At 28.4% G+C, this 25993-nt stretch carries 20 protein-coding genes and 3 pseudogenes; 21 read left to right on the plus strand and 2 right to left on the minus strand.

Annotated elements, in window-relative coordinates; translation table 11 throughout:
* From C7U54_RS14740 to C7U54_RS12715, 6 genes and pseudogenes are all read left to right on the plus strand, one after another.
* Window positions 1-539, plus strand: a 539-nt coding sequence (locus C7U54_RS14740; protein WP_162297522.1) for a hypothetical protein, incomplete at its 5' end; no start/stop codon positions are given.
* Between the two features lie 138 nt (window positions 540-677).
* On the plus strand, window positions 678-2588 hold the full coding sequence (locus C7U54_RS12690) for an oxidoreductase (protein ID WP_107030535.1): 1911 nt from the start codon (window positions 678-680) through the stop codon (window positions 2586-2588).
* Between the two features lie 4 nt (window positions 2589-2592).
* Entirely contained in the window at window positions 2593-4572 is a 1980-nt protein-coding gene (bilR, locus tag C7U54_RS12695) for a bilirubin reductase, long form (protein WP_107030536.1), read from the plus strand.
* 686 nt (window positions 4573-5258) lie between these two features.
* Entirely contained in the window at window positions 5259-5762 is a 504-nt protein-coding gene (locus tag C7U54_RS12705) for a DUF2326 domain-containing protein (protein WP_107030538.1), read from the plus strand.
* Window positions 5763-5949: 187 nt separating this feature from the next.
* Window positions 5950-6492 (plus strand): annotated as a pseudogene (locus C7U54_RS12710) (AbiH family protein); the annotation flags it as partial.
* Between the two features lie 43 nt (window positions 6493-6535).
* Window positions 6536-7003: a hypothetical protein gene (locus tag C7U54_RS12715; protein ID WP_107030540.1), complete on the plus strand. Its 468-nt coding sequence runs from the start codon at window positions 6536-6538 to the stop codon at window positions 7001-7003.
* Window positions 7004-7351: 348 nt separating this feature from the next.
* Here C7U54_RS12715 and tnpC read toward each other — a convergent pair.
* Window positions 7352-8077: pseudogene (gene tnpC, locus C7U54_RS12720) on the minus strand (IS66 family transposase); the annotation flags it as partial.
* A 7-nt stretch (window positions 8078-8084) separates the two neighbouring features.
* On the opposite strand from tnpC, the pseudogene C7U54_RS12725 reads away from it, so the two are divergent.
* The 7 genes and pseudogenes from C7U54_RS12725 to C7U54_RS12755 all read left to right on the plus strand — a co-directional run.
* Window positions 8085-8615, plus strand: a pseudogene (locus tag C7U54_RS12725) (UTP--glucose-1-phosphate uridylyltransferase); the annotation flags it as partial.
* Between the two features lie 20 nt (window positions 8616-8635).
* Entirely contained in the window at window positions 8636-9184 is a 549-nt protein-coding gene (locus tag C7U54_RS12730; protein WP_107030543.1) for a VanZ family protein, read from the plus strand.
* A gap of 162 nt (window positions 9185-9346) precedes the next feature.
* On the plus strand, window positions 9347-9895 hold the full coding sequence (locus C7U54_RS12735; protein ID WP_206603623.1) for a VanZ family protein: 549 nt from the start codon (window positions 9347-9349) through the stop codon (window positions 9893-9895).
* A gap of 154 nt (window positions 9896-10049) precedes the next feature.
* Window positions 10050-10277, plus strand: a complete 228-nt coding sequence (locus tag C7U54_RS12740; RefSeq protein WP_107030545.1) for an AAA family ATPase — start codon at window positions 10050-10052, stop codon at window positions 10275-10277.
* A gap of 95 nt (window positions 10278-10372) precedes the next feature.
* Window positions 10373-12631, plus strand: coding sequence for a hypothetical protein (locus C7U54_RS12745; RefSeq protein ID WP_107030546.1), 2259 nt, complete (start codon window positions 10373-10375; stop codon window positions 12629-12631).
* A gap of 143 nt (window positions 12632-12774) precedes the next feature.
* Window positions 12775-14256 carry a deoxyguanosinetriphosphate triphosphohydrolase gene (locus C7U54_RS12750; RefSeq protein WP_107030547.1) on the plus strand — a complete coding sequence of 494 codons (1482 nt, stop codon included), beginning with the start codon at window positions 12775-12777 and terminating at the stop codon, window positions 14254-14256.
* A gap of 17 nt (window positions 14257-14273) precedes the next feature.
* The gene (locus C7U54_RS12755; RefSeq protein WP_107030548.1) at window positions 14274-15398 is read left to right on the plus strand and encodes a DUF2971 domain-containing protein; all 1125 of its coding nucleotides are present in this window, start codon (window positions 14274-14276) and stop codon (window positions 15396-15398) included.
* A gap of 324 nt (window positions 15399-15722) precedes the next feature.
* Here the strand turns inward: C7U54_RS12755 and C7U54_RS12760 are convergent, their stop codons facing one another.
* Window positions 15723-17264 carry a ribonuclease H1 domain-containing protein gene (locus C7U54_RS12760; protein WP_022000719.1) on the minus strand — a complete coding sequence of 514 codons (1542 nt, stop codon included), beginning with the start codon at window positions 17262-17264 and terminating at the stop codon, window positions 15723-15725.
* Window positions 17265-17425: 161 nt separating this feature from the next.
* Here C7U54_RS12760 and fucO point away from each other — a divergent pair, with 161 nt between their 5' ends.
* The 8 genes from fucO to C7U54_RS12800 all read left to right on the plus strand — a co-directional run bounded on the left by fucO (window position 17426) and on the right by C7U54_RS12800 (window position 25939).
* The gene (fucO, locus tag C7U54_RS12765) at window positions 17426-18571 is read left to right on the plus strand and encodes a lactaldehyde reductase (protein ID WP_022000718.1); all 1146 of its coding nucleotides are present in this window, start codon (window positions 17426-17428) and stop codon (window positions 18569-18571) included.
* A 142-nt stretch (window positions 18572-18713) separates the two neighbouring features.
* Complete coding sequence (locus tag C7U54_RS12770) at window positions 18714-20069, plus strand: sodium-dependent transporter (protein ID WP_107030550.1); 1356 nt, start codon at window positions 18714-18716, stop codon at window positions 20067-20069.
* Between the two features lie 159 nt (window positions 20070-20228).
* Window positions 20229-21215, plus strand: a complete 987-nt coding sequence (locus C7U54_RS12775) for a helix-turn-helix domain-containing protein (RefSeq protein WP_107030551.1) — start codon at window positions 20229-20231, stop codon at window positions 21213-21215.
* Entirely contained in the window at window positions 21215-21808 is a 594-nt protein-coding gene (gene pgsA, locus C7U54_RS12780; protein ID WP_107030552.1) for a CDP-diacylglycerol--glycerol-3-phosphate 3-phosphatidyltransferase, read from the plus strand. The genes C7U54_RS12775 and pgsA overlap by 1 nt, the downstream gene beginning before the upstream one ends.
* Window positions 21808-22266: a CinA family protein gene (locus C7U54_RS12785; protein WP_107030553.1), complete on the plus strand. Its 459-nt coding sequence runs from the start codon at window positions 21808-21810 to the stop codon at window positions 22264-22266. The genes pgsA and C7U54_RS12785 overlap by 1 nt, the downstream gene beginning before the upstream one ends.
* A 48-nt stretch (window positions 22267-22314) precedes the next feature.
* Window positions 22315-23346, plus strand: coding sequence for a recombinase RecA (recA, locus tag C7U54_RS12790; protein WP_022000713.1), 1032 nt, complete (start codon window positions 22315-22317; stop codon window positions 23344-23346).
* Window positions 23347-23532: 186 nt separating this feature from the next.
* Window positions 23533-25089, plus strand: a complete 1557-nt coding sequence (gene rny / locus C7U54_RS12795) for a ribonuclease Y (RefSeq protein ID WP_022000712.1) — start codon at window positions 23533-23535, stop codon at window positions 25087-25089.
* Between the two features lie 64 nt (window positions 25090-25153).
* Window positions 25154-25939 (plus strand): TIGR00282 family metallophosphoesterase, encoded by a 786-nt coding sequence (locus tag C7U54_RS12800; protein ID WP_107030554.1) that lies wholly within the window; start codon window positions 25154-25156, stop codon window positions 25937-25939.
* The last annotated feature ends 54 nt before the right edge of the window (window positions 25940-25993 follow it).

Here is a 25993-nt window from a genome sequence, read left to right on the forward strand (position 1 = left end):
GAAACTATGATGGAATGAAAAAGGCCTATGTCATATGGATACTTCCACAAGCTGCTAAAAAGCGAGATGGACATGTCAATCGCATAAACTCTAAATTAGAAAATGTCAGTGGAAGTACTATTGAAAGGTTAGAAAGTTATGATAAAAGCGAACAGATTATGATATACTTAAATAAAGATCATGATATCAAAGATAAGTATGAAGATAGTGATTGGATCAAGACACCGTTAGTCATCTTTTTAAACAATACATATGATCTTTTGATAAAGAAAGAAGTTATGAAAGAATATGGATTTGAAGAAATAGAGAAGGAGGTTAAAAAGATGTGTAATTTAGGAGAAATGATAGCCAGAGAAAATATAGAAAAAGGACATTCTATGGGGCTTGAACAAGGACAAAAATTGGAAAGAAGAAAGAAAAATATTGAATTAATAACAAATTTGATGAATAGCTTAAGTATTTCGTTTTCAAAAGCAGTTGAATTGTTAAAAGTTTCTGAAGATGAAGTTTTAGAAATAAAAAAATATTTTGAAGCTTAATGGTATTTGCTGGCAAGGACGATATTTTGTCCTTGCTTTTATTTTTGATGACAAAAAATAGATGTAAATAGCTAGAAATGATAACGATTTTGGGAAATGCTTGTGATAAAATAAACATGAGGAAAAAGGAGATGTATTATGAATACTTATGAACATTTATTTACACCTATTAAAATAGGAAATACAACAGTAAAAAATCGTATTTTTATGCCACCTTTATCAACTAATCTTGCAGATAAAGGTTATGTAACAGATGCCTTAGTAAAGCACTATGCAGCTAGAGCAAAAGGTGGAGTAGGACTTATTGTAACTGAAGTTACAACTGTAGAACCTACGTATACATATTTACCAGGAGATATGTCAATCTATGATGATTCTTATATTCCTGGATGGAAAAAACTTGTAGATGCAGTACATCAATATGATACTAAAATCTTATCACAACTCTTTCATCCAGCTTATATGGCTTTTCCAATTCCTGGGACACCACAATTGATTGCTCCTTCAAATGTAGGACCATATTATGCTAAAAGTGCCCCTCGAGAAGTAACAAAAGAAGAATTAAAAGTAATTGTTAAACAATTTGGTGAAGCTGCTTTACGTTTTAAAAAAGCAGGGGGAGATGGAGTTGAAATCCAAGCAGCCCATGCACATGGTTTATTAGGAGGATTTTTAACGCCTTTATATAATAAAAGAACAGATGAATATGGTGGAGATATTCATGGAAGATTACGTTTAACTTTAGAAGTTATTGAAGAAGTAAGAAAACAATGTGGTAGAGATTTTATCATTGATGTGCGTATTTCAGGAGATGAATACAGTGATGGTGGTTTAACACTTAATGATATGATCTATGTTTCTAAACAATTAGAAAAAGCAACCGTTGACTTTATTCATGTTTCTGGAGGAAATACCATTAAAAAAGGAAGTTCAATGCCAGCAAGTGGAACAGCTCCGGCACCACATAAACATGCAAGTGAGGAAATTAAAAAACATGTATCTATTCCAGTGGCAACAGTTTCGCGTATCAACGAACCTTGGGTAGCAGATGAGTTAATCGCTAATGATGTTTGTGATGCGTGTATGATTGGTCGTCCTAATTTATGTGATAGTGAATTTGCGAACAAAGCAAAAGCAGGAAAAATAGATGAAATTAGACCATGTATTGGTTGTGGAAGATGTTTAACAGGAATTATGTTTGGTAAACCAATTAGTTGTACAGTCAATCCAGCTGTTGAAAAAGAAGAAATTGATGAAGCTCCTGTTAAGAAAAAAGTACTTGTTGTTGGTGGTGGACCAGCAGGAATGGAAGCTGCTTATGTCGCAAAAAAACGTGGACATGAAGTTGTTTTATGTGAACAAAGTGATCGTTTAGGTGGTCAATTAAATATTGCTTGTGTGCCTATTGGTAAACAAGAAATTACTAAAGTAGTTAAATATATGAAGAGCCAATTAACAGGTGTTGATGTTCGTTTAAATACAACAGTGACTAAAGAAATGATTGAAAATGAATTTAAAGATTATGAAATTATTACAACAGTAGGAGCAACACCTAAAGAAATCGAACCTTATAAAGTCTTTAAACAAACAATGACAGCTGATGATATTTTATCTGGTAAAAAATTTCCAGGTAGAAAGATCGTAATTATTGGTGGTGGTTCTGTTGGTTGTGAAACAGCAGATTATTTAGCACCATTGATTAATGATTTATTCCCTACAAATAGAGATATTACTTTAATTGAAATGACTAAAGGATTAATGACAGGGGAATCTGGAGCAACGAAATCATTGCTTACAAGACGTATGATGGAAAAAGGTGTGAAGATTGAATTAAATTCAAAGATCACTTATGTTGATGAAAATACTATTAAATATGAAAAGAATCATCAAGAATATGTTTTAGATGATGTTGATACATTAGTTTTTGCAGTTGGCTATAATCCAGTTGCTTCACCAATTGAAAATGCTCATTTAATTGGTGATTGTCAAAAAGTAGGAACATTAAAAGATGCTATTACAAATGCATATCAAATAACAAAGGAGATATAATAATATGAAACTATTAGAACCAATCCAAGTAGGGAAAATGACATTAAAAAACAGAATTATGTTTCCACCTCTTACAACAGGGTATGAAGAAAGAGATGGATCTATTGGTCAAAAAAGTTTAAGTTTTTATGAAAGATTAGCGAAAGGTGGAGCTTCTTATGTTGTTATTGGTGACGTAGCTCCTGTACGTACAGCATCACCAACACCAAAACTTTATAGTGAAGAACAAATACCAGCCTTTAAAAAACTTGCGGATACATTACATCAATATGATTGTAAAGTGGCTTTACAAATCTTCCATCCAGAATATGATGTTCCTGGTGTTGGAAAAATGATTATGGAAGCAGGAATAGCTCGTCAAAATGCGGCTAAAGCAAAAGCTGAAGGAAATGAAGAAGAAGCTTTAAAACAAACAGAATTAGCACAAAAGCTTACAAAAGATGCTTATGCTAAATTACATCATGATATGCAACATTTTGTTTCAGAAGCAACTGTTGAACAATTAAATCAAATTAAAGAAAGTATAGCAAGTTGTGCTCATAAAGCAATGATTGCAGGAATTGATGCAATTGAAGTTCATGGAGATAGACTATTAGGTTCTTTATGTTCTGAAGTATTAAATCATCGAAGTGATGTATATGGTGGTTCTTTTGAAAATAGAATTCGTTATGCTTTAGAAGTTGTTAAAGCAATTAAAGAAGCCGCACCTGATTTGACAATTGAATATAAACTTCCAATTATTACTTTAAATAAAGATGGAAGTTTAAGAGGTAAAGGTGGTTTAAAAGAAGCTGAAGGAATTGCTTTTGCGAAAAAACTAGAAGAAGCAGGCGTTGACATGATTCAAGTAGCTCAAGCCAACCATACAGGAAATATGGGTGATACGATTCCACCAATGGGAGATGTGCCATATAATTGGACATTACCAGTTGCTAGAAAAGTTAAAGAAGTTGTTTCTATTCCAGTAGCAACAGTAGGTAGAGTGGTAAGTGTAGAAGCTGGTGAAAAAATCTTAAATGATGGAGACGTTGATATGATTGGTTATGGACGTTCTTTATTAACTGATCCTGATATTGCTTTAAAAGTGAAAAAAGGAGAATGCATTAGAGAATGTTTAAACTGTAATAAAGGGTGCGTTGATGCAATTCAAAATAGACAATACATTTCATGCGTTTTAAATGCTGAAAATGGAAATGAAGCTACTGTTTCAATTAAACCAACAAATAATCCTCAAAAAGTAGTTGTTATTGGTGGAGGAATTGCTGGTTTAGAAGCAGCAAGAGTTGCTGCTGTTAAAGGACATACAGTGACTTTATTTGAAAAATCAGATCATTTAGGAGGACAAATCAATATTGCCTCTGTTCCACCAAGAAAAAATGAAATCTTAAGAAGTGTTGAATATTATCAAAAAGTATTACCTACATTAAATGTAGATATTCATTTAAATGAAGAAGCAAAAGATATCAATAGTTATGATTATGCTATTATTGCTGTAGGGGCACATAATATGGAAATGCCAATTCCTCATGATAACAGCAATATTGTTTCAAGTTGGGATGTTTTAAACGGACAAGAAGTTACTGGTGATTGTGTGGTTATTGGTGGAGGTTTAGTAGGTGCTGAAACTGCTGAATATCTAGCAAATAAAGGTCATCAAGTGACAATTGTAGAAATGATGGATAAAATTGCTGCTGGTGAATCTACAACTGTTTTACCATTAATGATGAAAGACTTTGCAGATCATAATGTTAAGCAATTAGTAAATACAAAAGTAGATCATATTGAAAACAATATTGTCTATACAGCAAATGATCAAATCAAAGCAGATACAATTATCAATGCTTTAGGATCAAAGAAAAATATCTTTGATGATTCATCTATTACAATTCCTCATGTATGTGTAGGAGATTGTTCTGGTGAAAGAACTGCTGATATAGCAAGTGCTATTAGAACAGCTTATCATGCTGCTAATGCTATAGATTAATAAATAAATTAATATTTAGAAGTGTTACTTAGTTATCTAGGTAACACTTTTTTATGCAAAAAATGCACATAAAACATGACATTCACGCACGAAAAGTAGCTGTTTGTGAACGAAAATGGGAAATAGAGGGTATGAGTTATATAATAATATTAATATTTATATTTTATAACAAATAATAAAAGAAGTAAATTTTTATTATTAACTTATTTTTGAATATAAAAGAGAGGAGATTTGAAAAATAGGTGACAAATATATAGGAACAAGAAATAATAAAATAAATATAAGGAAAGATGATCCTGATTTAGCTGCATATTTAAAAGAAAGAGCTTCAGTTACAGATGTAGATATTAGACTTTATCTTAGAGAGGTAAATTTTCATTGTCCTCTATGTTGTAAAGATTTACAAAGAAAAAGTCAAAAAAAAGAAGTGTAAAATTATTTGAAATAGCACATATCTATCCCAATAGCCCTACTGTAGAACAATATTTGGAATTAAAAGGCCTAGAACGTTTAGGAGATAATTCAGAATCTTTTGATAATAAAATAGCTTTATGTAAGGACTGTCATAGCACAAAAGATTATCATACAACAAAAGAAGATTATTTAAAGTTAATAAAAAATCCAAATTTGTCAAAAAAATATTGAAAAGACACAATGAATTTAAAAGTAAAAAAGATGAATTGGAAATGAAAAATGATGCATATAACAAATTTATAGAATTAAAAAATAATGAATCTATTGATAAAAAAAGAGTATCAAATATAAAAGATCAACAACTATCAATTCTTTCAAGTAAAATTAATATAGAAATGAATAGATTGAATAATATAATTTATAAGGAAGAAAATAATGTACCAATTTTAAGTTTTTCAAAAAAAAATTATAGTTTTGCAACACCTGAAAATACAGGTACAGGTATAGCTTATAAGGGATTGGTTATATTTGATATTTCTGTTCTGAATTTGACTAATTTACCTATTATAGTGCATGACTCATTTGTTTTAAAACAAATATCGGATAAAGCATTTGAAAAAATATTAGAATTGTATATTAAAAGTGAAAAACAAGTAATAATAGCTATTGATAAAAAGAACTCGTATACAGACGAGACACAAAAAATATTAGATGAAAGTGTTATTTTAAATTTAGGTTCTAATGGAAATGAACTTTTTGGAAAATCGTGGGGATAGACTATGTGTTAAATTATGAATTTAAAGATATAAAAGATAAATTATATGATGACTTGAATAGATTAATTAAAGCATTAGAAATTTATTTGTATCAGTATGTTAATAAAATAAATTGTGAAAAAAATTAACAGATATACAAAAAATAATTGCCAAGGAGGAAATATGTAAAATATAAAGTTTTAATTATACGAATACAATAGAAAGAGTATATATAGATAAATCTAATATGGATATTGACTTTATACATGGTAAAGCAAATAAAGATTTGGAAATTGAAAAAAATAATATGGTTTTGGGAATTGATGAATTTCTTCCGGCTGAAAAACAAAATATAAATGTTGAATTTGTGGAATTTAAAAAATTTTATCAAAGAATATATAAAGAGACAGGATGTAAGTATAAAAATTGGGTTGATGAAATAAAAAGTGAGCATTCATTATATGTGAAAAAAATAGCGAAAGCAAATTTTTTGTATGATGAAGCTATGATATGCAAAAATTGTAAAAAACACAATTTATATATTTTTGGACACTCATTAGATGTCACAGATGGAGATATATTAAGAGACTTAATATTGAATGATAACGTAAGTACAACTATTTTTTATCATAATAAGGAAAATATGGGAAAACAAATTACTAATTTAGTAAAAGTAGTTGGAGAAAATGAATTGATAGGAAGAACGGGAGGAAGTACTAGAACAATAAAATTTAAGTTACAAAAAAATTAGTATAGATTTTTAATATTAACATTTTTAAAAGGAGGATATTATTATGAAATTTGATAGAATAAATGTTAATCGTTTGGATGATATAGGTTATGTGATTGATAAAGAAAAATTTTTAAAGTTTGTTAATGATTTCAGGATTATTGGTGTTCATTGGTCTCAACCTACAAATATTAGTGCTAGTTATTTTTTAAGATTATTACAAGATGGCTCAAAAGCACGAGCGCGTGGATTTGGAAAACAATCATATATTGAAAATGATGAATCATCAAATCAATTAAGTGAATTTTACGATAAATTATTTGATCACGGAGCATTATGGAAATTAGAAAATGGTAGAGTAATTTGTACAGCAATGCCATATAGTGATGAAAAAATTGTGCTTGATGAATTTGAAAGATTGAAGAATAAATGTGAATATCCCGATGACGTGATATTAAATTTCTTAGATAAAAAATATAAATTTAGAAAAAATGGCGATATTATGGTTGTTATTTCGTTTGATGAAATTTAGATTAGATAGATTAAAAATATTATTTTTTAAACAACTTAAATACTATAAAAATTTATGAAAAAAGCAATCTAAATAATCAAATACTTTAGTAAAAAATCACTTTAAAATATCTGATACTTTTTAAAGAGGAAAATTAGATAAAGCAATTTCTGATTTTCCTCCTTTTATTTTTCTATTTTACTTTTTATAGTTTACTCTAGAATTGCCTATACATTTGGAATTTATCCATGTAAAAGAGTTGAGTATTTCTTTTTTATGTCCAAACGTTTTTGTAATATTATTTTTAATGTAAGCGCCAAATAAAATAGTGTATTTAAAGAAGTCGATTGAATTGATATAATAATCAATTTAGTCGGCTTTTATTTCAAATTCTTCTTTTATTTCTTCACTCCATGGTAAGAACCAGTCCAGTCTTTCTGGATCTTCAACCAGATCTTGTTGAGGTAAATAATCCAGGATGAATTCAATATAATCGTATGGATTAAGTTTATTGGATTTAGCTGTTTCAATCAGGCTGAATACTGATGCACTTGCTTCAGCTCCTTTAGTAGAAGTTGAAAACAGCCAGTTCTTTCGGCCAACTGTAAATGGTCTGATTGTACGTTCATCTAATGAATTTGTTATAGGTACAAGACCATCTTCTAAAAATGAACGCAGTCCTGCCTCGTAATTCAAGGCATATTGTATAGTTTTTCCTGTCTTAGAAGCTGTTAACACCTTGTTTTGGTTATCCTTGTACCATGAAAAGAAGTCATCAACTAATGGCTTTGATTTTTCTTGACGTACTTTCACCTTTTTATCAGGTGATAATGTTTCGATTTGTTTTTCTATCGCAAACAGTCTGGCTATTTTTTCAACAGCTGTATTTGCGAGTGTATCTGATGCATTCTTCATATCTACAGGCAATGCATCATAGAACTTTCTTCTGGCATGCGCCCAACAGTAGGCATTGGTCACACCATCTATATGGTTATATCCATAATAGCCATCAGTGATGATAGTACTCTCAAACCCTTTAAGAAATTCTTGAGGGTTGGTTGCATTTTTGTCAGGTCTGTAATCAAATATAGATAGGTTACACTTCATTGGAGATGAACCATTTGCTGTACTACTAGGAGATGATGTGGTTGTCAATAAAGAAGGGAAACCAGCATTAAAACAATTAATAGAACAATATGAAAAGACATCAGCATCAGTAATTGGAGTACAAACAGTCGATAAAAAAGATGTCAGCAAATATGGAATCGTAGAACCATCAAAATCACATCCAGCAAAGGGAAGACTGGTAAAATTAACAGATATGGTAGAAAAACCAGTAGTAGAGAAAGCACCAAGTCAACTAGCAGTCTTAGGAAGATATGTATTGACACCTGAAATCTTTGAACTTTTAGAAACACAAGGAAAAGGAGCAGGAGGAGAAATCCAATTAACAGATGCCATTAAAAGATTATTAGATAGACAAGCAGTCTATGCGTATGATTTTGAAGGAAAGAGATATGATGTAGGAGATAAATTTGGGTTTATCAAAGCAACAATCGATTTTGCATTAGACAGAGAAGACTTACATGATCAAGTAAGTAAACATATTCAAGATATTGTCAATAATAAGTAGTGATAGGAAGGTAATTTAAATTGGATATATATCAAACGGTTATTTCTCATTATCCTCATTGGAGTAAAATAGAATTAATTGCTGTAGTTATAGTAATGATTATAAGTTTTATTATTTTAGAAAGATTTTATAAAAAAGATAAAATAAATAAAATACAAATGTTTTTTTGTGTTTTATTTATTATCTATTTATTGCATGTTTATGGATCTACTGTTTTTTCTAGATTACCAAGTAAAAGAATATGTAAGTTAGAAGTATTTTGGTCATGGAAAGAAATATTAAATTCAATGAATATGACATATCCAAAATATGAATTGTTCTTGGAGAATATATTAAATGTTATTATGCTTTTACCTTTAGGTATCTTTTTACCATTAGTATATGGTAAAAAGATAGATTGGAAGGTAGGTTTATTGATAGGTTTTTGTATTTCTTTTTCTATTGAATTGATGCAATTGGTTTTATGTAGAGGAATGTTTGATGTTGATGATATTATTCATAATAGTTTGGGTTTTTTAATAGGAATAGTGATTATTAACAAAGTATTGTTAATGAATAAAATAAGCTAGCAGCTTTAAATTTAGAGCTGCTTTTTTTATTTGATTTGAATTTTATGTTTACATTATTTGTATCTTGTACAATAATAAGATACAAATAATGATGAACAACTAGGGTTGGCAGAAAGGAAAAAGTATATTGTATAAATATACAATATATTAGTAGTTAAAGCATTGGATATATTTCAAACCATTATTTCTCATTATCCTAAATGGAGTAAAATAGAATTAATAACTGTAATCATTGTAATGATCATCAGTTTAATCATATTAGAAAGTTATTATAAAAAGAATAAGATAACTAAAACACAAATGTGTTTTAGTATCTTATTTATTATTTATCTTTTACATGTTTATGGATCAACAGTATTTTCTAGATTACCAAGTACTAGAAAATATCAACTAGAAGTATTTTGGTCATGGAAAGAGATTATTCATCCTATAGGGAGATTAGGAACAGCTTCTAGATATGATTTGTTGTTGGAAAATATATTAAATATTGTTATGCTGTTACCAATTGGTATTTTTTTACCATTAGCATATGGTAAAAAGATAGATTGGAAGGTAGGATTATTGATAGGTATTGGTATTTCTTTTTCTATTGAGTTATTGCAATTAGTTTTATGTAGAGGTTTATTTGAGTTTGATGATATTATTCATAATAGTTTAGGTTTTTTAATAGGTATATTGATAAGTAATAGAATATTAAGAAAAAAGTTGTAAATAAAAGTAAATATATGTCGTTCACGTACGAAAAGTAGTCATTCGTGAACGAAAACAGTAAATAGATAACACAAGTTGTATAATAATAGGTGTTATCTATTTCTTTTTTTATAGAAATAAGAGCAAATATATGTAAAAGATTAGGAGGTTAAATATGAACCTAAAAAAATTTAAATTAACAAATTTAAGAAAATTTACAGAGAATAATAATGAAATAAATTTTGCATTAACGAGTGACTATGGTGAAGATGTAAATATTGCTCCTAAAACAACATTGATTATAGGACAAAATAATGGTGGAAAAACAACAGTTATTGAGGCTTTGAAAAGAGTTATAAATGGTATTGATTTAAAAGCAGAAGATTTTAATTTTGATTATTGATATTTGAGTAATGGTACTTAATAATAAACATTTTATGAGTTAATGATTACATTGAAAGAAATATGTAGTTTATTTTAAAATATGAATATTAAAAAGTGAAAGATGGTGCAATTGCTTTGAAAATAGATGATTTGATGCAAAAAATAGATTTAAATTTACTAAATGAAGAAATGTGTATAAAACTAAAAAATCAAAAAGTGGAATTATCGAATAGAGATAAGAAGTATTTATTAAACTTTTTTACTTATTATAAATCAGGAATAAAAGAAAATATATTAAAGGCAATAGTATGTTTTGCAATTTGGGAACCCGATGAAGCTATCAATCAAGCTAGGAAAAAAGGAGTGTTTCGTTATAGGGTATTTGGAAATAATACCAAAACAAAAGCGCGATATTATTTGGAATATTTAATTCTTAAGAAAGATATACTATGTTTTTCAAGAGAAACAAATAAATATTTGAAACAAAAATATGAGTTTGTGTGGCTAGAACATTTTTATATTGAAACAGAGAAGAAGATAGATAAGGAGATTAGATATCATTACAAAAGAAAAATAAAAAAGAAAATCAATGGAATCAGATTTGAATCTTCTTTACACAAGGAATTGTTAGCTTATATAGATAGAATTTTTTTATTAGAGGAACAAAAGCAAACGAAACAAGATGGTAATTACAATATATTAAGTACATTTTCACAAGAAGAAAAAGCAGAAGGGATTTCATATTTATTTTTTAAATATATTCAGAAATATGAAATATCACCGGAAAAGAATTATATTGTAGATGCTACATATATAAATTCAAATAAAATTGAAAAGCTTATTCTGCTTGCTTGTCAAATTAATTATGTTTTAGAAATGGAACTTCTTATAGATTTCTATGATTATGATATATATTACGAAGGGAAAAATATTATTTTAAGAAATAAGGATGAAACACTTGAAAAAAGTGTTCAACTAGGATATATAATGCAGAAAATGCAAAGTATTTTGTTTTTTGATAGAAGATATAGTGGTCATAAAGAATATGATTGTTTAGAAACTATTAGTAGACAAATAGTACAGAAATTTGGCAATAAAATAGGCAAACGTGTTGGTAATGAATTGTTGACACGTTATATATTTGAAATACCTACTGTTTTATTGAAAAAAATGTCTGAACAGAATATTGAAGGAAAAGTACAATTTTACAAAGAAGAAGGAGTTGAATTGGAACATTTTTCTAAGGAAATGTGTATGAGTTTAAATCAGTTATATGAAAAAAAAGTTACACAAAATTGTAATGCTTATGATATTCTTCTTAGTCAACGATTTTTTAGAATAATATATTTTATCCAAAAAAATTTTTATCAAAATGAGAAAGATATAAATGTTATTGTACAATCTTTAATTCCTTCGATAGATAGAGAAATATTGAAAAAAATTCTTTTTATGTTTCTAAAGAATAAGCAAAAGGTAGATGAAATATATGATTTATTATCTTATGATAAAAACTATAAATTCGATATACAATATACACCATTTTTTGAAACTGGTAAAAAAGTGATATTTCCAATATCTGTAATGGCTAATTCAAATCTAATGAGAAATACAATCGCATATTCCTATCTTTCAAAAAATAAAATAGTAAATGATAATAATGGAATTGAACCACTTGTAAAGCTGTGTGAAAATTATTTTAGACAGTGTTCTTATGAGTATGAAATATTTATAAATAAAAATTATAAGTATAAAGGAAAAAGTGGAGAAATAGATGTTTTAGTTGTTTCAAATTCAGATTTAATTATTATTGAGTGTAAAGATCCATTAATGCCAACGAGTAATTTTGAAATGAGATCTACGTTTGAGCATATTGAGAAGGCGCAAAAACAATTAGACCTATCTAAAAAAGCATTTGAGGACAATGGATTTAGAAATAAATTTTTTAGAGATAGTCTACATATAGATGCAAAATACAGAAATATTTATACATGTGTAGTATTAGGAAATAGATTGTTTTCTATTTGGTCAGGAGTAAGACATCCTATTAGGAATATACATGAATTAGATATGATATTAAATAGTGGTATAATAAATTCAACATTTGCAAAGTGGAGTATTTGGAAAGGGGAAAAATATTCACACGAAGATTTGATTGATTTTTTAAAGCAAGATGGTGTATTTATAAAAATTATGCAAGACTCTATGGAGGCTTTTGATAATAAATTAACTTTTGCAGGTAAAACGATACAATATGAATCTTATATGTTAAATATGAAAAAATTATTTTTAATTTGTGATGATAAATTAAGATTAATAGAGAAAAGAAAAAATAAATGTGATGAATTTTTTGATATTAATGAAGAAAAAAATTAGTACTACTCTTTAAAAGATACTGTAATTATTTTCCATTTGGTTAAGAAAATAAGTATTTCATAAGCATTTTAGCAAAATAATAAGATTTTAATCATTAAAATTCTATAATAAAATATAAGTCAATAAAAAGAGAGGGTTATAAGATGGATTGGAGTAATTTATTAACAACAGAAAGATTTTCTGAAAATGGAAATCGTTTTTCAAAAAATGACACAAAAAAAGAATACAGTTTTAAAAAGTATAATCGAGGAAATTTTACATGTATTGATGATGATTATCAAACAATTATTAGAAGTGCTTCTTTTAGAAGATTACAAGATAAAACACAAGTCTTTCCACTAGAAAAAAATGACTTTGTAAGAACACGACTTACTCATTCAATAGAAACATCAGCCATTGCTAAAAAATTAGGGAATATGGTACTTGCAAATATATCTTTAGAAATAAATAAAAATAATAATAGTTATAAAGACTATCAAAAAAATAAAGAAGAAATGAGTACGATTCCCGATTTACTTGCGTGTGCAGGGTTAATTCATGATATAGGTAATCCACCATTTGGGCATTTTGGTGAGGTTGTTATGTCTGATTGGTTTAAAGATAATATAAAACATTTAAAATATAAAGGAAATAAATTAGAAGATATATTTACACAACAACAACTAGAAGATTTATATCATTTAGATGGTAATGCTCAAGCATTACGAGTTGTAGGGAAACTGCATGATTTACATAATGAAAGTGGAATGAATCTAACAAAATCTTTGTTAAATATACTTGTAAAGTATCCTGTTAAATCTACAGAAATAGATAAAGATTCAGATGATATTAAATATCATAAATTAGGATACTATGCATCGGATTTTGATATGTTTGATGACATTGCTCGAACAACTGGTACAAAATTATCAGATGATGAATATGTAAGACATCCACTTACTTATTTGCTAGAAGCTGCAGATGACATTGCTTATGCTACAGCTGATATAGAAGACGGATTAAAAAAGAATTATATAAGTGTTCAAGATTTTATAAATATTTTTGAACAAATTGTTGATGAAACAGATGAGAAAAATTATCCATTATTACAAAGTTTAAAAGAACAAATAAAAAATGACAGTCAAAATGAATTACAGATAATACAGGAATGGTTAGACAATGTAAGAGATTGGTTGGAATATAATGCAGTTTATAGTTTTACATCTAATTATAATGTTATTATGAAGGGAAACTATGCAAAAGAATTATTAAATGGAGTTTATAATGAAAATATATTAAAAGTTCTTAAAGCAGTTGCAAATGAATATTTATTTGCTAATAAAGAAATTAATAAAGTAGAATTATCAGGATCGGTAATATTGGAATTTTTATTAAGTAAGTTTGTAGGAGCTATATTGGAATACGATGAAGATGATATAAAAGTGACAAAAGAAAATAAGAAAATTATCGGCTTATTATCTCAAAATCATTTGAATGTCTATAATCGAGAAAAAGAAAAATGTACCACAGAAGGAGATAAAGTCTATTTAAAATTACACTTGGTTATTGATTATATTTCAGGAATGACAGATAGTTATGCTAAAAGACTTTGCCAAGAATTAAGAGGAGTTACATTTTTTGAATAAGTGAGAGGATAAATAGAATGAATAAAAATATAGAAAATTTATATCATTATACCAATGTAGAGGGATTTAAAAGTATTATAGAAAATCATTATTTTAGGTTATCAGAATCATCATTTTTAAATGATCCAGATGATTGTAAATTGTTTAATGATTTTTTAGTAAAAAATATAGATTGCCCAAAGAAATTGATTGTATCAAGTGGAGTTAAAAAGTTGATAGATTATGAGAATGAAATTTTAGAAATTTATAAAAAATGTTCTTTTGAAGACTATGTAAAATATTTAGAAAAACATATTAAATTATACGTTATGTCTTTTTCAAGTGTAGCAGATGATTTAACAATGTGGAATTATTATGGGAAAGGAGGATTTTCTTTAGAAATATCAAAAGATCAATTGATTCAAGTAATGAAAAATACTTTAAAAGAAAATGATGAATATTTTACTATTTCTAATGTGATTTATTCTGAAAAAGATAAATGTGCTCCAATTCCTAATTTTAATAATTTTCATTTATTTAGTAAAAAGAGTAATGATCTTTTAAAAGAAAATGAAAAAAATAGAAAAGAAAAGGCAAATAAGGAAGATATAAAAAATCTTTTTGAAGAAAATGATTTAGAAACATTTATTTACATATATTATAAGGGTTATCTTTTATCGTTGGAGTACTTATTAGAAAGTAAAGAGATATCTATTGAAGATGATCAGGAAACGATATGTAAAGCAGTATTTAAAAATACAAAAGATTTTGAAATAAAAAATAGAAATATGTTATGGAAAAGAGATCTTTCATTATTTATGATATTATTATCATCATTAATTAAAAGTAACTCCTATGAAAGTGAAAATGAAATAAGAATTGTATATTTTAAATATGATAATGAAAATAAAGAAAATGAAAACATTGATTATTACATAAAACATACACCATTTGGTAATTTATTAAGTCCATATATTTCTTTAAAAGGAAGTAATGAAGAATTTAATGATATCATAGAAAAAATCATTATCTCACCAGCTACTAAAAATTTACCAATAAATATAAATATGTATAAAAATACATTAAAGGAATATTTATTATCGAAAAAATATTATAAATCATCTAAATCAATTAGTTATTCTAAACATAATATACGTTGGTAATACATATCATATGAATTAGAAATATAGTAATTAATTATAATAACTGTCTTTTTAGTAAGCACCAAATAAAATAGTGTATTTAAAAAAGTTAATTGAATTGATACAATGATATAAAATTTAAAGCTATAATCTGGTGTATAGCTATATTTTCATTGTTTTAATTTGTACATACAAGCAATAAAAAATGGAGGATGCTCTTATTTTGAAAAACTTAATGTATTAACGCGTCATATTTTTAATGTTACCAATGAAGATGATGTTTTAAAGTTAATTAACTGAATAATATATTATATGAAAAGGATAAACATATCTTAAATACGATGTTTATCCTTTTCTATCTATTTTATGTATTTCATCTATTAAATCTTGAATTTCTTTTGGATAAGTTTCTAGTACTTTTTTACCGAGTTCATAAATAAGATTATCTTTGTTTTTAGATGAACCAATATGATAAAAATCTTTGACTTCTTGACTACAAATTAAATTCTCTTGTCTTAATTGATTAATTAAACAAAGACCTTCAATAGATTTAACACGACTTAAGGCTACGTATAGTTGACCGTTATCAAATGAATAGGGGATTAAATTGACTTGATCATAAGTTTGTCCTTGACTTTTATGCATTGTAATAGCATAAGCAAGCTTTAAAGGTATTTGATAAAAAGCACCTACTTTTTCTTTAGATAGTTGATGATCTTCAATATCTCCATCTTTCTTTTTAGACAAAACATAATTTTCTATAGCCCATTCATGATATCCAAAAGTAACTAATGTTTTATTTGTATCAAGCATAACTGTTACACAATCATCTTCTAATTTATATACTTTTCCAAATGAACCATTTTGATATAAATCTTGTTCAGTATCATTAATTAGTACCATTACTCTAGCTCCTATTTTTAGATGAAGTTCATCTAAAGTAGGTTTATCAGAATTTTTAACATCTCCTACTATTCTAGAATGATAGACTTTAGCTTTATTGGGTAACTTAGAGAGTTTATCTTGATTGATTTGTTCTGCTTTTTTATTAGTAGCAGTTAAAATAATTCCATTTTCAAAAAGTTCTTTTTGACTATGAGTATTAAAATAACTTACACAAGAATAGTCACCTATTCTTGCTTTATTAAGTTCATGAACAAATTCAGGATCCTTTTGTCTAATAACTTCTTTTAATTCAACTGTTTGAAAATCTAAATCTTTCCAATTTGTAGATTCAAAAGCGTAGCCTTTATGATAATGTTCATATATTTTTTCTAAAACTTCACGATCATTATCAGTAGTAACTGGAGGAAGTTGAAAGAAATCACCAACTACAACTATTTGTTTACGAGATAAAGATTTTTCTTCTGCCTTAGTAATTGTTCTTACAACAAAATCAAAAAGATCAACACGACACATACTGATTTCATCTATAATGATAATATCGCTTTCTTGTACAACTTGAGGTACTTTTTGGATATGTTTAATAACTTGTGGCTCAGGGGATACTTGAAAACATCTATGAATAGTTACACCTTGGATATTAATAGCAGCAATACCTGTAGGAGCACAGACAATTACTTTTTTATTTTGTTTTTCCATTTCACTGATAAATAATTTTAAAACAAATGATTTACCTGTTCCTGCACCACCGGTTAAAAAGATATTTTTACCTGATATTAATTGGTTATAGGCATTATATTGATCTTTACTAAGTGATGGTTTATCTGTTTTTTGAGTATTTTCATTTAAATAGTTCCAAGCTTCTTCTTTAGAAGTAAAACTTTTAAATTGCGCATTTTTAAACTGATTTACTTCATTTTGACATTCTTCCCAAGTATTATAAATACCAGGATGTCTTCCTTTTTTTACAGCATAATATTTCATGATATCACTCCTTGTTTCTATTATGACATATTTATAGCTTTTTGTAATGGGATAAAAATGATATAAAACTTGTGAAATGTTACACATAGCCTTATGTGTAACTTGTTTTTATTTTCACATGATACTAAAATATGTGTAGTTAGAAAAGAGGAGATTTAATTATGGCAAACAGATTTGTATTAAATGAAACAAGTTATCATGGAAAAGGAGCAATTGAATCAATTCCTGAAGAAGCAAAAGCAAGAGGATTCAAAAAAGCTTTAGTATGTTCAGATCCAGACTTAGTAAAATTTGGAGTAACAGCAAAAGTTACTGATTTATTAGATAAAGCAGGATTAGCTTATGAACTATATTCTAATATCAAACCGAATCCAACAATTGAAAATGTTCAACAAGGTGTTAAAGCATTACATGATGCTGGAGCAGATTATATGATTGCTATTGGTGGTGGTTCATCAATGGATACAGCAAAAGCAGTAGGTATTATTGATAAAAACCCTGAATTTGCTGATGTAAGAAGCTTAGAAGGTGTTGCACCAACTAAAAATCCTTGTACACCAATTTTCGCTGTTCCTACAACAGCTGGTACTGCTGCTGAAGTAACAATCAACTATGTAATCACAGATGTTGAAAAAGATCGTAAAATGGTATGTGTAGACGTACATGATATTCCAGTTGTAGCATTCGTTGACCCAGATATGATGTCATCAATGCCAAAAGGATTAACTGCTGCTACAGGTATGGATGCCTTAACTCATGCTATCGAAGGTTATATTACTAAAGGTGCTTGGGAAATGTCAGATATGTTCCATATCAAAGCTATTGAAATTATTTCTAAATCATTAAGAGGTGCAGTAGAAAATACTCCTGAAGGTAGAGAAGGTATGGCTTTAGGTCAATATGTTGCAGGTATGGGATTCTCTAACGTAGGTTTAGGATTAGTTCACTCAATGGCTCATCCACTTGGAGCTTTATATGATACACCTCATGGTGTTGCTAATGCTATCATCTTACCAACAGTTATGGAATATAATGCACCATATACTGGTGAAAAATATAAAGACATTGCAGAAGCAATGGGTGTAGATACTACTGGTATGTCTCAAGAAGAATATCGTAAAGCAGCTGTAGATGCAGTTAAACAATTATCTAAAGATGTTGGTATTCCAGCTGACTTAAAAGAAATCGTTAAAGAAGAAGATTTACAATTCTTAAGTGAATCTGCTTTAGCTGATGCTTGCTGTCCAGGTAATCCAAGAGATACAAGTGTAGAAGAAATCAAAGAATTATATAAATCATTATTATAATAATAAGACAGTCCTCAATGAGGGCTGTTTTTTTGTTTTAAAATGTAAAAAAAAAGAGAATTTTGTTATTAATTTCACAATAAAGTTGACTTTTTATGAGGTTTCAATATAATTTTTTTATATGTTAAAAAGGGGAAATTCGATGGAAACAAATAAAAAATCAAGTTTTTCAGGCCGTTTAGGATATGTTATGGCGGCTGCTGGCTCAGCTGTTGGATTAGGAAACATTTGGCGTTTTCCATATCTTGCGGCTAAATATGGTGGAGGTACTTTTTTATTTACTTACATTATTTTAGCGTTTACAGTTGGTTTTGCTTTACTTGTAAGTGAAACAGCATTAGGAAGAAAGACCGGAAACAATCCAATCAAAGCATATAAAATCTTAGGAGCAAAAAAATTAAAGATTGGTGGTTGGTTGAATTCAATTATTCCAATGTTGATAATTCCTTATTACTGTGTTGTTGGTGGTTGGGTATGTAAATACTTATTTGAATATTTAAGAGGATCAAGTCAAATCTTGACACAAGATACCTATTTTTCAAATTTTATTGCTAATCCAATTAGTCCAGCTTTTTGGTTAGTTGTTTTTGCAGTATTAACTTTTATTGTGGTTATTAAAGGGGTAGAAAAAGGAATAGAAAAGGTAAGTAAGATTTTAATGCCTATTTTAGTAGTAATAGCTATTTTTATTTCAATCTATGGTTTAATGACACCAGGAGCAATTGAAGGTTTGAAGTATTATATTATTCCTGATTTTTCAAGGTTTAGTATTATGACAGTTATTTCAGCAATGGGACAAATGTTTTATTCTTTATCAATTGGAATGGGTATTTTATTTACATATGGTTCTTATATGAAAAAAGATGTTGATATGGAAAAAGCAATTTCTCAAGTAGAAATTATGGACACTTTAATTGCTTTTTTAGCGGGGTTAATGATTATTCCTGCAGTCTTTGCATTTTCAGGAAAAGATAGTTTAAATGCTGGAGCGTCTTTAATGTTTATTACAATGCCTAAAGTTTTTAATTCATTAAAATTAGGTGGATTTATAGGTGGGGTATTCTTTTTACTTGTCTTATTTGCTGCTTTAACTTCAGCTATTTCTTTAATGGAATGTTCTTGTGCAACATTGATGGAACAATTCCATATTTCTAGAAAAAAAGCAGCTTTAGCAATGATTATTGAAATGTTAGCTTTAGGAATTCCTATTTCACTTGGCTATGGTGTTTTAGGATGGATTCAACCATTAGGAATGACTTTATTAGATTTCTTTGATTTTGTCACAAATTCATGTATGATGCCAATTTCAGCGTTATGTACAGTTTTATTAATTATTTTTGTAACAAAATTAAAAACAATTTCAAATGAAATTAAAATATCATCTGCTTTTAAAAGAGAAAAAGTCTATAATATTGTGATGAAATATATTTGTATTCCAACATTATTAATTATTTTATTAAGTTATATTTTATCAACATTTGGAATTATTACGTTATAAAAAAGCTTTTTTAAGCTTTTTTCTTTTTGGACATAAAAAAGACATTTTTTATGTATATAATATATTAGAAATAAAATGAGCTTTTGTATTTGTCAAATAAAACATTTGTGCTATAATTTATTTGTTTAATTATGCCTAAGTGTAAAGGAGGATGTCTTTATGGACAAAATAAGCGAAAAGATAAAAGCAGCCCGCATTGCCAAAGGCGTTACAATAGAGGAAGTCGCAGAAGCAACATTGTTATCTGTTAATATCATTAAAGATATAGAAGACGGTGCTTTTGAACGATTTGTTGGAGACGAGCTTTATGTAAAAATGTATCTTAAGAAAATAGCAAGATACTTAGAAATAGATGAGACGATTGCTGATGATTATTATGCAATTACGAGAGAAATTAAAAAGGCTGATTTAAAAGATTTAGAAAATAAAAAAGAAGATATAGGATCTGTTACTTTTGTAGATAAAGTAAAAAATATTCAACCAACTAAAAAACAACCGACAAGAAAGGGAGTTTATGAAGATCACTATATCTTAAGATATGTTAAATATGCAATTGTCATTATTATTGTCATTGCTATTATTATTGTACTTGGATATTCATTTGTCTTTACGAAATCAAATGATTCATCATTTAAAAATAGTAATACATCTAAAACAGAAACAAGTGAAACTTTAAAGAAGAAAACAACAGAAACAGATAAAAAGAAAACAACAAAATCTGATACAACAAAAAAAGATGAACAAACATCTACTGAAATAACTTTTACTAAAAATGCAGATGGTGATTATAGTTTTAAATTACCTGATGGATATGATCAAGAAACTTTTAAATTAAAAGTAGATTTTACTTTTGCGACAAGAGTTGATTTACATGTCAATGGAGATCCAAACAGTTATCAAACAGATACATTTAAACGAGGAGTTTATAGCGGTAGTCTTGCTCCTTCAATGTCTGATGCTTTAAAAGATGATTCTGCATGTGAAAGCGTTGAGTTAGAATTTAATGTAAATGATTTCCAATATTTGGAATTTTCATATAGTTGGAACATAGGACATCGTTATTATATTAATGATCAAAAACTCCCACTAGAGGAAAGTGATCATAATAACACAATTAAAACATTTAAATTAACGATGGTCAAATAATGAATTTACCTAATAAATTAACGATTACAAGAATAATCCTTGTTCCAATTCTTATTCTTATTTATATGTTTCCTTATGCAACGTTTGGAATCAATGTACCTATGTATCATATTTTGAATGCTGATATTTCACTTGTTAATATTGTTATCTTTATTATTTTTGCAGTTGCTTCGTTAACTGATTATTTTGATGGACAAATTGCGAGAAAATCTAAATTAATTACAACTTTTGGTAAGTTTGCTGATCCGATTGCAGATAAACTATTAATTAATACGATTTTTCTTCTACTAGCAAGTGATGGGACAATTTCTATCATTATTCCTATTATTATGATTTCTAGGGATACGATCGTAGATGCCATTCGTTTGGTGGCTGCCAATAAACAAGTTGTTATTGCAGCAAAATATTTAGGAAAATTAAAAACTGTGACACAAATGATCAGTGTGATATTCTTATTATTAAATGATTTTCCTTTTTCAATCATTCATTTACCAATTGGTCAAATAAGTGTATGGATTTCTTGCGTGATTTCAATAGTAAGTGGTATTGATTATTTTATGGATAGTAAAGATATGTTAACGGAGTCAATGTAATGAATGAACTTGCTGAATTATTAATAAAAAATAATATTTCTATTGGAACTGTAGAAAGTTTTACAGTAGGAAATTTTGCGACAATGCTAGGAAATATTCCTGGCATTTCTAAGGTTTATAAGGGTTCTTTAGTCACTTATCAAAGTGAGACGAAAGAAAGGCTTTTAGGAATTGAACATCCATTGATTGAAAAGTACGGTGTTGTTTCTAAAGAAATTGCTACTTTAATGTGTGTTAATGGTAAAAGTATTTTAGATGTTGATCTATGTATTTCTTTTACAGGAAATGCTGGACCGGATGCAATGGAAGGAAAACCAGTAGGAGAAGTCTATATTGGTATTGCTTATGAAGATGTTGTTGTTTATAAATTGAATTTAGAAGGTAGTCGAAAAGAGATTGCTTTAAAGGCAATAGATTTTGCTCAAAAGAAAATAATTGAAAAAATTTTAAAAAAATAAAAGAAAAAATGAAAAATAAAGCATATATAGGAATAGGAGGTATTATTTATGGCTGGAAAAAAAGAAGTAGAAACAAAAGATGCTAAAAAAGCACAAGCATTGAATGATGCAATCAAACAAATTGAAAAGCAATTTGGAAAAGGTTCTGTTATGAAGCTTGGAGATCGTGCAGCTGTTGATGTGGCTGTTATTCCAACAGGTTCTTTAACACTTGACATGGCTTTAGGAATAGGTGGTTATCCTAAAGGAAGAATTATTGAAATTTATGGTCCAGAATCAAGTGGTAAAACAACGCTTACATTGCATGCAATTGCTGAAGTACAGAAACAAGGTGGTACAGCTGCATTTATTGATGCCGAACATGCCATTGATCCTGTTTATGCTAAAAATCTAGGAGTTAATATTGATGAATTGATTCTTTCGCAACCAGATAGTGGTGAACAAGGTTTAGAAATAGCTGAAACACTCGTACGTTCTGGAGCTATTGACTTAGTAGTTGTTGACTCTGTTGCTGCACTTGTTCCTCAAGTGGAATTAGATGGCGAAATGGCTGATCAACAAATGGGATTACAAGCAAGATTGATGTCTAAAGCTTTACGTAAACTTTCAGGGGTTATGAATAAAACAGATTGTACAATTATTTTCATTAACCAATTACGTGAAAAAATTGGAGTTATGTTTGGAAATCCAGAAACGACTACTGGAGGAAGAGCTTTAAAATTCTATTCTTCTGTGCGAGTAGAAATCAGAAGAAGTGAAGCAATTAAAAATGGTACGGAAATTGTTGGGAATAAAGTCAATATCAAAGTTGTTAAAAATAAAGTGGCACCACCATTTAAATCAACACAAGTTGATATTATTTATGGTAAAGGTATTTCAAGAGATGGTGAAGTCTTGGATTTAGCAGTTGATAAAGATATTGTTGATAAATCCGGTGCTTGGTATGCTTATAAGGGTGAAAAGATTGGACAAGGACGCGAAAATGCAAAACGATATCTTGTTGAACATCCTGATATAATGAATGAAATTACGGAAGCAATTAAAGCTTCATTAATGCCTGTAGAAGAAGAGGAATTGTAAAAATTCCTCTTTTTAACTTGTTATTGTCAAAATAAGCAATTTGACATATAATATACTTGTGCGCAAAACACGTTTAATAAACATAGTAAAGACTATGTAAATATTAATTATTATAACCGAAACAACCGGTGAATGATTGAATAATCAATCATAAAAAATGTGCATAGAGAAAATGGAGGGTGGAATATGCCAGGTTTAAATATTGCCACTATTTTATCCTATGTTCTAGCTGTCGCTGTTGGGGTTCTTATTTATTTTGTATATGCAAAACTAAATATTTCAAAAGCTAATGTCAGTGCTCAAAAGATTATTGATGATGCAACGAGTAAAGCTGATAATCTAGTTAAAGAAGCTATTTTAGATGCTAAAACTCAAGCTTATGAATTAAAATTAGAAGCAGAAAAAGAAATTAAAGAACAAAAACAAGAAATTACTGAACTTGAAAATAATCTTTCAGAACGTGAAAAAGGTATTGAACGAAGAGATATTGCTGTTCAAGGTAAAGAAGACGTTCTTGAACAAAGAATTAAACAATTAGATATTAAAGAAGCTGGAATAGATAAATTAGAGGCTGAATTAAAAGATAAAATTGATTCTAAAGTTGTTGAATTAGAAAAAGTTGCCGCTATGTCAGCAAGAGAAGCTAAGGAAGAATTGTTCAAACAAGTTGAACAACAAATTTCATTAGAAATGTCTGCTTACATAAAGGAACAAGAAGAAGAAGCTAAAAGCAAAGCTGCTGATATGTCTAGAGACATTATTGCCAATGCAATTAATCGATATGCTCAAGAGGAAGTTACTGAAAGAACAGTAACTGTTGTTGATCTTCCAAGTGAAGAAATGAAAGGGCGTATTATTGGACGTGAAGGTCGTAATATTAAAGCAATCGAACAAGCAACAGGTGCAGATTTAATTATTGATGATACACCTGAAGCAATTACGATTTCTTGCTTTGATCCAGTAAGAAGAGAAGTTGCTCGTTTATCGTTAGAAACTTTAATTAGAGATGGACGTATTCAACCAGGAAGAATCGAAGAAGTTGTTGATAAAACAAGAAAAGAATTAGATGAAGTTATTCGTAAAACTGGAGAAAATGCAATTTTTGAATTAGGTATTTCTCGTATTGATAAAGAAATTGTTAAACAAATTGGTAAATTAAAATATCGTACAAGCTATGGTCAAAATGCGCTTCAACATTCATTAGAAGTTGCACATTTAGCAGGAATTATGGCTGCTGAATTAGGATTAAATCAACAATTAGCTAAACGTGCAGGTCTATTACATGATATTGGTAAAGCAATGGATCATGAAATGGAAGGAAGCCATGTTGAATTAGGTGCAAAATTCGCGAAAAAACATGGAGAACATTCAACTGTTATTAATGCAATTGCTTCACATCATGGGGATGTACCAGCGACAAGTGTTATTTCTATTTTAGTAGCTGCTGCTGATACATTATCAGCTGCTAGACCAGGAAGTCGAAGTGAAACAATTGAAAATTATATTCAAAGACTTGAAAAACTTGAAGAAATGGCTAAAAGCTTTGATGGTGTCGATCGTGTCTATGCAATTCAAGCAGGACGTGAAATTCGTATCGTTGTAAAACCTGATAAAGTGGATGATCTAGCAAGTCATAAGATTGCACGTGATATTAAGACAAAGATTGAAGAAGAATTAACTTATCCAGGACATATTAAAGTTACTGTTATAAGAGAAATTCGTGCGAGTGAAATTGCAAAATAAAAGGGAAATCAATTCCCTTTTTTTTTATATATGTTAAAATATCTTTACGAAATGAGGAAAGAAAATGAAAGTTTTATTTATAGGAGATATCGTTGGAAATGTAGGACGACAAATGATAGAAGATTATCTTTATCGTATTCGAAAAGATTATCAAATTGATTTTGTAATCGCAAATGTTGAAAATGCGACACATGGTAAAGGATTAAATAGAAAACATTATGATTTCTTTACTTTTGAAGGTGTTGATTGTATGACAATGGGGAATCATACTTTTGATAAAAAAGAACTTCTTGATTTTATTGATGAAGCTGATCGCCTTGTTGTTCCTTTCAATCAACCAAGTATTTTACCAGGAGTCCATACAAGAGTATTTAATGTTAAAGGTACAAAAATAAGAGTAACCAATGCACTTGGATGTGTCTTTATGGATAACCGTTATTCGAATCCTTTTGATCATATTGATGATTATCTAAACCTTGAACAAGATATTCATATCATTGATATTCATGCAGAAGCAACCAGTGAAAAAATAGGTTTAGCTTATTATTGTAAAGATAAAGTACAAGCGGTCTTAGGAACACATACACATGTACAAACAGCAGACGAAAGAATTATTGATAAAAAAGTAGCATTTATTTCTGATGCAGGAATGACGGGTCCTTATTTAAGTTCTTTAGGATGTGATTTAGATAGTGTCATTACACGTATGAGAGGTCTAAGTTCAAAGTTTTTAATTTCTGAAAATTCAGGACAGTTTGCTGGAGTTGTTATTGAATTTAATGACAAACACCAACCTATCTCTATTGAAAGAGTTTTACTCAATGATGATCATCCATATCGAGCATCTTAGGATGCTTTTTTTGTTATTTTTTTAATGATAATTCATATAGTGAATTAGGAGGCA

Origin of the sequence: Faecalibacillus intestinalis, from assembly GCF_003024685.1 — a bacterium.
GTDB classification, from domain to species: Bacteria; Bacillota_I; Bacilli_A; order Erysipelotrichales; family Coprobacillaceae; genus Faecalibacillus; species Faecalibacillus intestinalis.